The organism is Levilactobacillus suantsaii (assembly GCF_014069315.1).
Classification (GTDB): Bacteria; Bacillota; Bacilli; order Lactobacillales; family Lactobacillaceae; genus Levilactobacillus; species Levilactobacillus suantsaii.
In genome coordinates, this window is sequence record NZ_CP059603.1 from 1584481 (window position 1) to 1598071 (window position 13591).

At 50.0% G+C, this 13591-nt stretch carries 11 protein-coding genes; 9 read left to right on the top strand and 2 right to left on the bottom strand.

Annotated features, from left to right (window positions below; all coding sequences use genetic code 11):
• Positions 1-95: 95 nt before the first annotated feature.
• Positions 96-1094 carry an IS30 family transposase gene (locus H3M12_RS07325; RefSeq protein WP_182150575.1) on the bottom strand — a complete coding sequence of 333 codons (999 nt, stop codon included), beginning with the start codon at positions 1092-1094 and terminating at the stop codon, positions 96-98.
• 188 nt (positions 1095-1282) lie between these two features.
• Between H3M12_RS07325 and recX the strand changes: the two genes are divergently transcribed.
• Entirely contained in the window at positions 1283-2062 is a 780-nt protein-coding gene (gene recX, locus H3M12_RS07330; protein WP_170955001.1) for a recombination regulator RecX, read from the top strand.
• Between the two features lie 109 nt (positions 2063-2171).
• Positions 2172-3368, top strand: a complete 1197-nt coding sequence (locus tag H3M12_RS07335) for a serine hydrolase domain-containing protein (protein WP_129033145.1) — start codon at positions 2172-2174, stop codon at positions 3366-3368.
• 82 nt (positions 3369-3450) lie between these two features.
• On the opposite strand, the gene H3M12_RS07340 is transcribed toward H3M12_RS07335, so the two are convergent.
• Positions 3451-3696, bottom strand: a complete 246-nt coding sequence (locus tag H3M12_RS07340; RefSeq protein ID WP_129033144.1) for a YdeI/OmpD-associated family protein — start codon at positions 3694-3696, stop codon at positions 3451-3453.
• Positions 3697-3859: 163 nt separating this feature from the next.
• Between H3M12_RS07340 and ntdP the strand changes: the two genes are divergently transcribed.
• From ntdP to H3M12_RS07375, 7 genes are all read left to right on the top strand, one after another.
• Entirely contained in the window at positions 3860-4411 is a 552-nt protein-coding gene (ntdP, locus tag H3M12_RS07345) for a nucleoside tri-diphosphate phosphatase (RefSeq protein ID WP_129033143.1), read from the top strand.
• Positions 4412-4535: 124 nt separating this feature from the next.
• Positions 4536-5660, top strand: a complete 1125-nt coding sequence (locus H3M12_RS07350; RefSeq protein ID WP_182150576.1) for an AI-2E family transporter — start codon at positions 4536-4538, stop codon at positions 5658-5660.
• Between the two features lie 121 nt (positions 5661-5781).
• Positions 5782-6198: a glycerol-3-phosphate cytidylyltransferase gene (gene tagD, locus H3M12_RS07355; RefSeq protein WP_129033141.1), complete on the top strand. Its 417-nt coding sequence runs from the start codon at positions 5782-5784 to the stop codon at positions 6196-6198.
• Between the two features lie 74 nt (positions 6199-6272).
• Complete coding sequence (locus H3M12_RS07360) at positions 6273-7157, top strand: hypothetical protein (RefSeq protein WP_129033140.1); 885 nt, start codon at positions 6273-6275, stop codon at positions 7155-7157.
• A gap of 14 nt (positions 7158-7171) precedes the next feature.
• Positions 7172-9196: a CDP-glycerol glycerophosphotransferase family protein gene (locus H3M12_RS07365; protein ID WP_182150577.1), complete on the top strand. Its 2025-nt coding sequence runs from the start codon at positions 7172-7174 to the stop codon at positions 9194-9196.
• 370 nt (positions 9197-9566) lie between these two features.
• Positions 9567-11381, top strand: coding sequence for a subtype A tannase (locus H3M12_RS07370; RefSeq protein WP_233449154.1), 1815 nt, complete (start codon positions 9567-9569; stop codon positions 11379-11381).
• A 338-nt stretch (positions 11382-11719) separates the two neighbouring features.
• Complete coding sequence (locus tag H3M12_RS07375; protein WP_182150578.1) at positions 11720-13492, top strand: tannase; 1773 nt, start codon at positions 11720-11722, stop codon at positions 13490-13492.
• The last annotated feature ends 99 nt before the right edge of the window (positions 13493-13591 follow it).

The window sequence follows — 13591 nt, forward strand, 5'->3', positions numbered from 1 at the left end:
CCGAAGGGTGACTAGGAACCATTCAGGGACGTGATACTATGTTGGATGAAAAGCTAATCGATTAACTAATATTGGGTTTTTCGCCCGACGAATTGTCAAATCAAGTGTAACTTTTTACCGAAGAAAACTTCAGATGGTGTCTTCCAGCCTAAGACCTTACGGGGGCGATTATTTAAATTCCTGACAAACTTCGCGATATCTTGATCGGTCAGTTCATCAAGGTCAGTTCCTTTGGGAAAATACTCTCGGATGAGACCATTGGTATTTTCGTTGGTCCCACGTTGTTGTGGTGCGTGCGGGTCTGGAAAATAGACTGAGATACCAAGCTCTTTACCGACTTCACGATAACCCGCAAACTCTGTACCTCGGTCTGGTGTAAGCGTACGAACGCGTTTAGGTGTGACTGTATGCAGGAGGTCGATCATCGCTTGGGTCACATTCTTGGCATTCACTTTGGGTACACGCTCAGACAGAAGGTATCGTGACTTACGGTCGACCAGTGACACTAAACCCGAACGCCCGACCTTGCCGCGAACGGTATCGCCTTCCCAATGGCCAAAACGAGTCCGATTCTCACATGAGACTGGTCGTTCATGGACTGATGGGACATTATTAAAACGGCCACGTCGTTCGTTGACAGTTCCTTTAACCTTACGAGTTTTCCCACGATGTCGTAACTTTCGAGCGAATCCTCGAGCCCCATGACTTTTACGTTTAACGCCTAAATTATTTCGTTCAATTCCGCGATAAATCGTGTTGTAGCTGATATGCCAATTACTGGTCTCTAAAGATAAACGACCGGCGATTTGCTCGGGTGACCATTGTCGTTGAAGAATGCAGTGAAGGACAAAGTCGCGTAGCTTTAAATTCTCCAGTACCCTGAGGCGGCGACTCTTTAATCGGCGCTGTTGATAGTTCTGCTGGGCTTTTACGGCGGAATAGGCGCCCCGACCGCCGTTGCGTTTAATTTCTCGTGACACAGTGGCTTTGGAACAACCGATTTGATTGGCAATAACCTGGTAAGTATGGTGTAAAGTTACACCTAACAGTATGCATTCGCGGTCTTTTAAGGTAAGATGTGTATATGGACTCATAGCCTAAGAACTCCTTTAGATGATTGTTATGGTGACTTCATTCTACAGGACTCAGGCTAGGAGTCTATTTTTATTTTCTTACTTGTTGCACTTCAATTGTAAATTCGTCCCCCAGAAAACCGCAGACCTGTTAGAATGGGGGCTAGAATTAGTGAGATAGGAGTGACTTGGATTTGGCGGTAATTACCATGATTCAGGCTCAGCAACGAGCCGGTCGGTACAATATTTACGTGGACGGCCACTACGCGTTTCCCGTCAGTGAGAGTGTGCTGGTCGAGTTTCGGTTGTTTAAGGGCATGGAGATTGACCAGCAGTTAGAAGCACAGCTAAGCGCGGCCGATGATGTGGCCAAGGCTTATAATCGCGCGTTAGATTATCTGTCTCACCAGCTACGGACGGAGAAGGAAGTCCGGACCAAGTTGGCCGATCTCGACATTGAACCGACCGTTATTGATGCGACGTTGGCACGATTAGAAGATTTGAAGTTGGTCGATGACGCACACTATGCGGCCAGTTACGTGCGGACGATGATACGAACTAGCGATAAGGGACCGCGGGTGATTCGTCAGCATTTGCGCCAGAAAGGGGTACTCGAACGGCCCATCGACGATGCATTACAGCTTTATTCAGCTGATCAGCGACTAGCCGTGGGGACGGCGGTGGCGCAGAAACTGGCAAAACGCTATCAGCGACAAGCCTTTCACACCCAGGAACAGAAGATTCGCCAGGGCTTGATCACTCGGGGATTTGCCAGTGATGAGGCCCAAGCGATGGTCACCGCGTTGGCGTTGAAACCGGACGCTGACCAGCAGGCCGCGTTATTGGCCAAGCAGGGCGAAAAATTGTGGCGTAAGTACCGGACCCTTGCGGCTAGCGAGCGGCGGTATAAAACCAAGCAGGCTCTGTACCGCAAAGGGTTTGGCTTGGACGAAATTGACCATTGGTTGACGTCGCTAACTGAGGATTAACGATATTTAAAACCGAAGCCCAGGGGGACAACCAGCGTTGTTGGGCTTCAGCTGAGCAATCAATCAAAAAGCAGTGCTTAGTGGATTAAGCGGACAGGGGGAGTCTGAAATGAAGGCCAAAATGGGGATTTTTGCGTTAGCGTTGGCAGTGGCCGTGGGGTTAGGCGCGGGGTTAGTATTCTGGTTGAATAATCAGAACCAGACCCAGGCTGAGACCAAGCCGGCCGTGGTCAATACCAGTAGTAGTAGCAGTCAGTCATCGAGTCAGGTCCAATCCAAGGCCCAGTCGTCGTCCAAGAAACGCCCATCCCGGCCGCGGAATACGGCGGCTACCCGGCGAATCGATGCCGTGTTACGGGCCAACCGGTTCGTGGGGACGGCACTGGTGGTGCGGCAGGGCAAGACCGTTTATGAAAAAGGGTTTGGTTACGCCAATTACGGGACGCACCAAAAAAACGGCCGGAACACGGAGTACCAATTGGCGTCCGTTCAGAAATCGTTTACGGCGGGACTCATTATGAAGCTAGCGGCGGAAAAGAAGCTGGCGTTGAGTGATAAGTTAGCCAAGTACTACCCGCAGATTGACGGGGGAGACGCCATTACGTTACGTGATATGTTGGATATGAAGAGTGGATTAACGTTTACGGCCTTCCCTAACCGAGTGCGGTCCGAAAAACAGATGCTAAAATTCATCTTACAAAATGTGGTCAGTGACCCGGATAAGATTGGCCAATGGAACTACTCGCCAGTCAACTTCATGTTACTAGCGGGCATCATCCAAAAGGTCAGCGGCCAGAGTTATCGACAGTACTTTACCACGAACATCACGCAGGCCTTCGGGTTGCACCACACCGGGTTCACGTTCAACATGGATCAGCAACACGATTACGCTCATGGCTATACCAACGGCAACGCTAACGACGTGGTGCCGACTTACGCGCACCAGTACGGGGAATCGTTGACCTCGAAGTATTACCAATTTGGCACGGGACAGGTCTACATGTCCGCCCATGACTTATATGTCGGGGAACGAGATATGTTGCAAGGCCAGCTCTACCCACAGGCCGACGTCAACGTCTTGTTAACGCCGGGGACGGCGTCGACTTACGGCGGTGGCGCCTACATTGAACCGGGGTATATCCGGCTTCACGGCCTGGCTTACGGGCATGAAGCCTCAGCGTTGCTAAGTAAGGACGGTCGAGATGGGGTCGTACTCCTCACGAATTATTACCGGCCGAACCAGTTAGCTCAGACTGCTGCAGTTCAGATTTGGAACCTGTTGGAAGCGGGGCAATTGGGAAAATAGACTGATGAGTTGCCAAAAGGGACTCGGAGAAATGAATCTCCGGGTCCCTTTTTAGGTGGTTATGATGTCGTTTGGTGATTGACTAACCTTTCGGCCGACTATCATAAGCCCGTTTGGACTTGTAGCCGGCGCTAAAGACCGTGCGCATGACGGTTACGTGACGTTGTTGGGTAGCTACGGCTTTAACGCCAAAGATGAACCGAGCCCACTCGCGTTGATAACCCGGCGTCAGCGCCATAAAGAACGCGTGTAAGTCGGGGGTGTCGGCGAGGAGTTCGGCGACTTCGGGGATACGGGGTTCGTAGGCACTTAAGGGTAATTTTGACATGAGATAACCTCTTTTTTAGATTAAGTGTACACGGGTACGACCGAAAACCCAAGAACTTTCGCGGTCCAATCGCCTAAAGGTATTCATTAATAATGGCGAATCTGGTATAATATTGAGTGAATTTTTTAAAGTTACCCGTTACTTAGAAAGTAGGGTTATAAACATGACGCGCGAAGCTAGAGGACCTAAGGAAGGCGACTTCATTACGATCAAAAGCTACAAGCATGATGGAAGTTTACATCGAACTTGGCGCGACACCATGGTACTCAAAACAAGCGAAAACGTTTTGATCGGCGTCAACGACCATACTCTGGTCACCGAAGACGACGGTCGACGGTGGGTGACTCGTGAACCCGCAATCGTTTATTTTCACAAGCATTATTGGTTCAACATCGTCGCCATGATTCGGGACAATGGGGTATTCTATTATTGTAATTTAGCTTCCCCGTATGTCCTGGACAAAGAGGCGTTGAAGTATATCGATTATGATTTGGACGTGAAGGTTTTTCCCGACGGCGAGAAGCGACTTCTCGACGTGGATGAATACGAGACCTTCAGTCAACGTTGGCATTACGGTAAGGAGACTGATCGCATCTTAAAGGCGAACGTACTCACGCTCGTCGATTGGATCAATCACCAAAAAGGGCCGTTTTCACAGGCCTACGTTGATTTGTGGTATCAACGTTATCAAGAGCTATTACGACGTTCCCATTAGGACTGACGGTGGCGATCGGTATGAGTTGTCTTCCGAACCATTAAAAGGGGCCGGGACAGTTAGCAATGACCGTCCCGGCCTCTTTTCAACCCCTGAAGTTGGACGCCGAAAGGAGAGCTTGGCAATGCCCCAATTTAGTAAATCACGTGTATTCTTTTGGACGGTCGAGTTATTAGTGGTGGCCACGTTGATTTGGGTCTGTACCCAGATTAGCTTCCTGTTTTCCCCGATTGGGGTGTTTTTATCGGCCATCTTTACGCCGTTACTGATTTCTGGCATCTTATTTTACTTGTTGAACCCTATCGTCAAACTGCTTGAGCGAGTACGGTTCAAACGCCTGCACTTCAACCGGACCGCCGCGGTCGCTATCGTGTTTTTGGGGCTGGCTGCCGTTCTTGCGGGGGCCATCGCTTGGTTGGTACCCCGGCTGGTTTCGCAAATTACCACGTTGGTGGGTAACATCCCCGACTTCGCTAAGGCCAGTGAAAGCGTCATCCGCCAGGCGGTCCAACATCCGTGGCTCCAGCAGGTGGATGTCTCGAAGTATTTGACGCAACTGCAGAGTTCGCTGGCCAAGTACGCCGAGAGCTTCATGAGTGGGTTGACTACGGGCATCGGGACCATCGTGGGCACTGTGACTTCGGTAACCATTACGGCCGTGACGGCGCCGGTGATGCTGTTTTATATGTTAAAAGATGGCGAGAAGTTTATGCCGGCGATTCGGCGGCTATTACCGGCCAAGCACGGCGAACAGACGCTGGAACTCTTGAGCCGGATGAACGCCACGATTGCCCGTTACATCGGTGGTCAGATTCTAGAGTGCCTGTTTGTCGGCATCTTCACCGCAGTCGGCTACGTGTTAGTGGGGGAGAAATACGCCTTGTTGCTCGGGGTCTTTGCGGGGTTGTGCAACCTGATTCCTTACGTGGGGCCTTACATTGGAATTTTACCGGCATTGATCGTAGCTTTCACCATCAGTACTAGCCTGGTCCTCTACGTCATCATCGTGGTGGTCGTGGTTCAGCAGATCGATGGCAACTTGGTCTACCCCAACATCATTGGGCGGACCCTGAAGATTCATCCGCTGACCATCATCATTATTTTACTGGCGGCGGGTAATATTGCCGGTTTGTTAGGGATGATTCTGGCCATTCCGTTATACGCGGTGGTCAAGACCGTGGTGCAGTATCTATATAGTATTTGGCAGTTGGAGCGGCGGCCAGTAAGTCAGGAGAATCTCAAGAAATAATAATGTTTGCGGTTAAAAGTTGACGTCACCGCTCAATATGCTAATATTTACTTTGTTATTGGATTTTTATAATGTCCCCGGCGCTTGTCGGGAAATTACCAGATAAAGTAGGAGAGTCTACATGAAAAAAGTAATTACGTACGGAACGTTCGACTTACTTCACAAGGGCCACATTCGGTTATTGAAGCGTGCCAAGGCGTTGGGTGATGACTTAACGGTCTGCCTGTCTTCTGACGAATTCAATGCCGAAAAGGGTAAGCGGGCTTACACATCTTATGAAGACCGGAAATACATTCTTGAGGCCATTCGTTACGTGGACCGCGTGATTCCCGAGAAGAGCTGGGATCAAAAGATCCACGACGTTCAAGACAACGACATCGATATTTTTGTGATGGGCGACGACTGGAAGGGCAAGTTTGACTTCTTAAAGGATTATTGCGAAGTCATCTACCTCCCTCGGACTGAAGGCATCTCGACGACCAAGATCAAGCACGACTTGGGCTTAGCTGATGACGAGGCCTGGAAGGAAGAAGAGTAGTCGATGACCATAAAATCCTTAGTCGCTGACTAGGGATTTTTTCATCTTGACGCGCGTAAACGGAGGGAACAACAGTGCAGCAAATCATATTTCTCGTGACTTCGTTAGAGGGGTTACATAAACCAAATTTTAGCCGACAACTGACCGCGGCCCTACAGGAAAACGTCCCCGTAAAGTTGTTGGTGGCCCTAGTGGATTTTGACGCCGCTTGGGAGGTGCGCCAGTTTATCGAACGCTTGGCGCGCAACGACGAGCGGGTGCACCGGGTCCGCATCGTGACGATTGCGGAACTGGCGGCCAAAGACGCTGGCTTGGCGCTCAGTGCAGAGGAACGTAACCAACCGGACTTAACGGCCTATACCGAACGGGTCTTTACTACGGATCATGACCAGATTCGGCGTTACCTGGACCACGGGCATTTACGTGCGGAGCTCCACCAGTTAGACGACCAGACGCCCATGGTCTTGCGGCATTACCTCCACGACCAATTAATTCAAGTGGACACGTACGATTTGACCGGCCGCGTGGTGGGCGTGGCTAAGATTCAGGATGGGGTCGTACAGACCAGTTACTTGTTGAATCAACGTGGCGAAGCCATTTTACGTCTGACACGACACGAGCAAACGGTGGAACACGTGTACAACTTGGGGGCCGATTCCGTAATGCTAGCGACTGAATTCAGTGATGCCAAGCAAGCGGCCGCGTTGAACAACATGTCACACCGGCAACGGGAACGCACGTTAGCCAAAAGTGTTGACCATACCGAAATGATTTCGACCACTGAAAATTACTACAGTGTGCTGGTCTACGCGTCCTATAACCGGTATAGAGATGTCTTTACTTACTACCAAACGGTCTTAGACCAGTTGATGACCCCCCAGACGCGGTTGTACGTGGACCTCGCGGTGAACGCCGTCTTGTCCCCCCGGATGCCCCGTCAGTTGATATTTAATTACTAAGGAGTTTTTCCATCGTGCGTGCGATTTTATCTGGATTACATCATAAAAAGAAACTACAAGAACTCGAACTTGAATTGATCGACGTGCCGGAACCCTTTGACAACCTGGTGGTCACCTTCTTAGAGAAGCAGACCCAGGCGTCACTGACGCTGCCCGTCACGACCGTGGTCAGTTCTGGCGTGGTGCGAGTCCAAGTCGATGCTAACGACTTACAGATTCCTGGGAGTCAGCAGGGTGACTTTAGTTGGGAACTCTACTTGAACTTACAACAAGAAGACACCCGGGGCTTAGTCCAAGTTGAAAGCGAATACCTCAGTGACCGGCACCAATTGTCGTTGACCAGCTTCTATCAACTGAACAGTGATGCCAACGGCATGGCCTTGTTCAACCTGCACACCAATCAGCCCGATGATGAGTTTGCCATCACCGCGATTAACTTGCAGGATGACCAACTACAGATTACGGGACCGAACCGGTTAAACAACCGGCGGATCGACAATCAACGCCTAGTCCTCAAAAATGTGCAGGATCACAGTAGTGCCGAATGGCCGATTACGACGCTCGGCTTGCACGGGTTATTCAGTGGTATTATCCCGTTGACTGACTTGGCCTCTGATACCAAGCAGGAATTATTTATCCGCTCGACGGTCAACGGTGAAGAGTTAGAACAACGGGTGATTTTAGGCAAATCGCTAGCCGGACAAGTCACCCAAGCCGTCACGAGTCAGCACCGCTTAGTCATCATCGAAAAACGCTTCAATAACGGAATCCGCATCGTAGAAACGGCGGCGCCGACCATGGTCCAACGCCTGGGTCACTTACCAAGTAAGGCCAGTGGGGCGGCTCACCTCTTCAGTGTCGTGATGGAAAAGGTCAACCTGATGTACATGCGCCGGCTCTTTAAGCGCGGTCACCGGGCTTACGACGAACCAACGTTGATTTTTGAAAGCTTCGGTGGACGACAAGTCAGTGATTCACCGTATGCCATCTACCAACTGTTCCAACGGCTTTATCCGGGGTTCCGGTACGTTTGGTCAATCGACCGCTCGCAAAAAGCTTTCTGTAAGCAAAATGGGATTCCGTTCATCATTCGCCGGACAGCCAAGTGGGTCCGGACGTTGGAAAAGGCGACCTTCTGGATCAGTAACGCCCGCTTTCCCGCTTGGGTCAAGAAGCCGGGTTACGTGACCTACATTCAGACCTGGCACGGAACCCCCTTGAAGAAGCTGGGATTGGACATCGAAAACGTCTCGATGCCGGGAACCACGACCACTAAGTACCACGCTAACTTTGTGCGCGAAGCTAACCGGTGGGACGCGTTGATTTCGCCCAACGATTATTCAACGCAGATCTTCCGGTCGGCCTTTGGGTTCAATAATCAGATTTTAAAAGTCGGTTATCCGCGCAACGACGAACTCATCAACAGTAGTGCCTACGATATCGTCGCGTTGAAGCAACAGATGGGGATTCCGTTGGATAAGAAGGTTGTCTTGTACGCGCCGACTTATCGGGATAATCAGTTCGCCGAAAAGGGAAAGTACACCTTCGAGTTGCCGTTCTCCTTAGACGACTTCAAGACCCGTTTCGGTGACGACGCTGTGCTGGTCTTGCGGATGCACTACTTGATTTCCAACGCCTTGGACATCAGTGGTTATGAAGACTTCGTGTACGATCTGTCGAACCATCCCAGCATCTCCGACCTGTATTTGGTCAGTGACATGCTGATCACCGACTACTCGTCCGTGTTCTTCGACTACGCCTACTTGAAGCGCCCAATTCTCTTCTACCCGTACGATTATCACATGTACAAGGACGAACTGCGGGGCTTCTACTTGGACTACGAGCACGACTTGCCGGGAGATATCGCTCACAACGAAAAGGAACTGTTGACCTTAATCGGTGAAAAGCTCCAGACGCCGGATATGAGTCATGACGCAAAGTTCATGGCCTTTTACCAACGGTTCTGTGCCATTAATGATGGGTTGAGTTCGCTGAAAGTCGTCAATTACGTGATTCAACAAATTGAAAATCAGGGTTAAGATTAGCAGGTTGACCCGTGATGGAACGGTCAGCGCCGGAAGGCGGCTGGCCGTTCTTTTTTAGTGATTGCAAACGTCTTAATGGGAGACTTATGAGTTAGTTAAAATATGATGAGGGGGGGTAAAACCCGTGGCTAGGCTGAATCTTAAGCGTTTGATAAAACAAGATTAATAAAATTAAAAGTTGAGAGGCGTGACATTCACAACCGATTGATTATGTTGGTACAATAAGCCTTGTAGACGGGAATTGAACCGGTTACAACTATGATTGTTACTTAACAAGTCGTTGTTTTGCACTGATTTTTAACCGATGAATAAGGAGTGCGGGGTTCACCAATTATAAAGTCAGACATTGTAGAGGAGAGTAGTCATGAAGTTGAAGAAAATACTTCCCGTCATGGGATGCGTATTAGCAACCAGTGTTTTATTGGTTGCTTGTGGTCAGTCCAAGACGACCAAACACACTAGTACGGCGGATAAGGTTGCCAAGGCCACGAAACAAAAGGTGACCCAGGCGGATGTCACCAATGCCAAGAAGTTATTGCTCAACCAAAAGAAATGGCGATACAATGCCAAAAACAAAGCTTATTATCAAGTTGGCATTAAGTACGGGACTAAAACTAAGAGTAAGACCTATGAATCGATGGGGATTTTTATCCCGGCGAAGTATGTCACGGCCAAAGGTACTGGTCAAAAGACTTATTCGCTGACGTTTAATCAGAAAGCCAAGGTCAAGGGGTATACCGCCAAGACTGCGCCCATCGTGATGCCGGTCAACACTCCCGGTTATGCTGCCCAGGCGGCACCGACCGGTTATGACAGTAGTTCGGCTAAGTACACCAAGGCTGGCTTCATTTACGTTGCTGCTGGCTGTCGGGGCTTGAATCAATCGGATAAATCCAATGGGTCATCACCTTGGGGGGTCACGGATCTGAAAGCGGCGGTCCGGACCTTGCGGTTGAACAAGAGTCGGATTGCCGGTAACACCAACCGGGTCTTCACCTTTGGCCATAGTGGTGGGGGTGCCCAGAGTGCTCTGATGGGCGCAACGGGTAACAGCAAGAAATACTTGAAATACCTGAAAGCCATTGGCGCACCATTGGCAACGACGGCGAAGAAAGCCACGAGTGATGCCATCGATGGGGCCATGGCCTGGTGCCCAATTACTAGTCTAGATACGGCCAACGAAGCCTACGAATGGAACATGGGCCAATATTCGAACTCAGGGACCCGGAAACAGGGGACTTGGACTAAGGCCTTATCGAATGACATGGCGACCAACTATGCCCAATACATTAATAAATTGGGCTTGAAGGATAGCCAAGGTAAGACGCTGAAGCTAAAGAAGTCATCGACGGGAATCTACACGTCGGGGACCTATGCGAAGTATCTGAAGAAGGAAGTTGAGCAGTCATTGAACAACTTCTTGAAGGATACGAGCTTCCCATACAAGGCCTCAAGCAATGAAGGGCCTAGTGGTGCGGCTGGCCAATCCGGAAGTAAGATGAAGATGCCTAGTGGCTCGAAGAAGGCTGGTGCGATGAAGAACGCGAAGAAAGGTAGCGGTCAGAAGCCAAGCGGGAAGATGCCTAGTGGCGGCATGGCTGGGAGTTCTTCAACCAGTAACAAGACCTATAAGACGGTTCAGGCTTACATCAAGTCGTTGAATAAGAATGGCAAGTGGATCACTTACAATGCCAAAAAGAACACCGCAACGATCACGAGCATGAAGGCGTTCGTCAAGCATTGTAAGACGGCGTCGAAGGATGTTGGCGCCTTTGATGGGATTACGCGGCAACAAACTGAAAACCAGCTCTTTGCCACGAGTGGCAGCAGTGCGAACCACTTTGATTCCACCATCAGCCAATTGCTCAAGTCGAATAGTTCGAAATACGCGAAGTTGAAGAACTACAAGTCAAGCTATGCGAAGGCCTACAGTTCTGATTTGAAGAAGACCGATGCCCAGGGCAGTTCGATTCAAAACCGGCTCAACATGTACAACCCAATGTACTTCTTGAGCAGTTACTACAGTGGTCACAATACTAGTAAAGTTGCGAAGTACTGGCGGATTCGAACGGGAATCAACCAGACCGATACGGCTTTGCCGGTTGAAACTAACTTGGCGTTAGCATTAAAGCAAAATAGCCAAGTCGATAGTGTTGATTTTGCCACCGTCTGGGGTTAAGGTCATACTGAAGCTGAGCGTAAAGGAAACAATGAAACCAACTTCATCAAGTGGGTTAACCGCAGTTTGAAGTAATTTAAAGTTGAGATGAAGTTAAAACGCCTCAGGATGGGACTAACCGTCTTGAGGCGTTTTTGGCATGGCTAGCTCTAGCCCTGACAGTAACAATTCGTTGACTATCTTGGTAGAATAGGACTTGTAGGTTGGTCATTAAAGTGGTTGCGCTTTTGAATTTTTACCGCATCACGCGTTTTTTTGCACTGATTTTTAAGACGGTGACTAATAAGGCCTAAGTTCGTCAAGTAATAAAGTCAGATGTTGTAAAGGGGAACCATGTGATGAAGTTGAAAAAAATCCTACCCGTAATGGGATCCTTATTGGCCGAGGGTGTGTTATTAGCCGCTTATCGTAAATCTAAGCTGGCGACCAACCCCACGGATACGCCGGAGAGGGTTGCCAAGACCACCAAACAAATGGTCACTGAGGCAGACGTTGCCAATGCCCAGCAATTATTGCTGGACCCTAATAACTGGCACTATAACGCGCAAAATAAGGTCTATTATCAAGTCGGCATCAAGTACGGGACCAAGACCAGCAGTCGCATTTACGAGTCCATGGGGATTTTTATCCCGGAGAAGTATATGACGGTCACACAGCATGATCAAAAGACCTACTCACTAGCGGTTAATCCCCAAGCGGCACTCGCGGGCTATACCGCTAGGACCGCTCCCATCGTGATGCGGGTGAAAACACCCCGGTATGCGGCTCAAGCGGCTCCGACCGATTATGACGGTCAATCGGCCAAGTACACCGATGCCGGCTTCGTTTACGTTGCGGCGGGCTGCCGCGGCTTGGATTCCGCCGATCACGCCAACGGTGCCGCGCCATGGGGCATTACGGATTTAAAAGCGGCGGTCCGGACACTGCGGTTGAATCAAGCGTCCCTTGCGGGGGATACCGACCGCATCTTCACCTTTGGCCATAGTGGTGGGGGTGCCCAGAGTGCGTTGATGGGGGCGACTGGTGACAGTCAAGCATATATTAAGTACCTGAAGGCGATTGGCGCGCCACTAGCCACCATGGCTAAGACGCCCACGAGTGATGCCATTGCTGGAGCCATGGTTTGGTGCCCGATTACCAGTCTGGATACGGCCAACGAAGCTTACGAGTGGAACATGGGCCAGTATTCGTCTGTTGGCACCCGGAAGCCAGGCACCTGGACGAAGGCGTTGTCGACCGATATGGCGGCTTCTTACGCGCAATATATCAATCGGTTAGGGTTAAAGGATAGCCAGGGCCAGCCACTCGAGCTGAAAAGGTCAGCAACGGGAATTGACATGGCTGGAACTTACGCGGCGTACCTCAAACAAGAAGTGGAACAGTCACTAAACATTTTCTTACAAGAGACACGCTTCCCGTATGAGACGTCCAGCGACCAAAATCCAAAGATTGGGGCGCCTAATGGCCCCGTAACGCACCAAACCTACCAGACCGTTCAGGAGTATATCGACGCTTTAAATGGGAATGATGAGTGGATTAGGTATGATGCCCAAAAGAATAGGGCAACGATTACCAGTTTGGCGGCGTTCGTTAAGCATTGTAAGCCGGCGGTTAAAGCTGTCGGTGCGTTCGATGGTCTTACACGGCAGCAAACGGAAAACCAGCTTTTTGCCACGAGTGGGTGTCAGGCGAACCACTTTGATGCCACGATTGGTCACTTGCTAAAGCAACACCAGGCGACCTATTCACAGTTTGCGCATTATCAGGCTAGTTATGCATCAGCTTATCGTGCCGACTTGCAAAAGACCGACGCACAAGGCAGTTCGATTCAGACCCGGCTCAATATGTATAATCCGATGTATTATCTAACCAGCTATTACGCTGGCCACAACACTAGCAAGGTGGCGAAGTACTGGCGGATTCGAACGGGAATCAACCAGCCCGATACGGCGTTGCCGGTTGAGACCAACCTGGCGTTGGCACTCAAACAAAATTCCCAAGTCAAGAGCGTTGATTTTGCCACCGTTTGGGGCCAAGGTCATATTCGTGCGGAACGTCAAGGAAACCACGAGACTAACTTTATTGAGTGGATCAACCGTAGTTTGAAGTAACTTAGAAATAGGAGACATTTCAAATCACCGTCATGTGGTCCAGACCATGTGACGGTGATTTTAGGAGTCTGGGCAAATAATCTGAACTGTCGTACACTA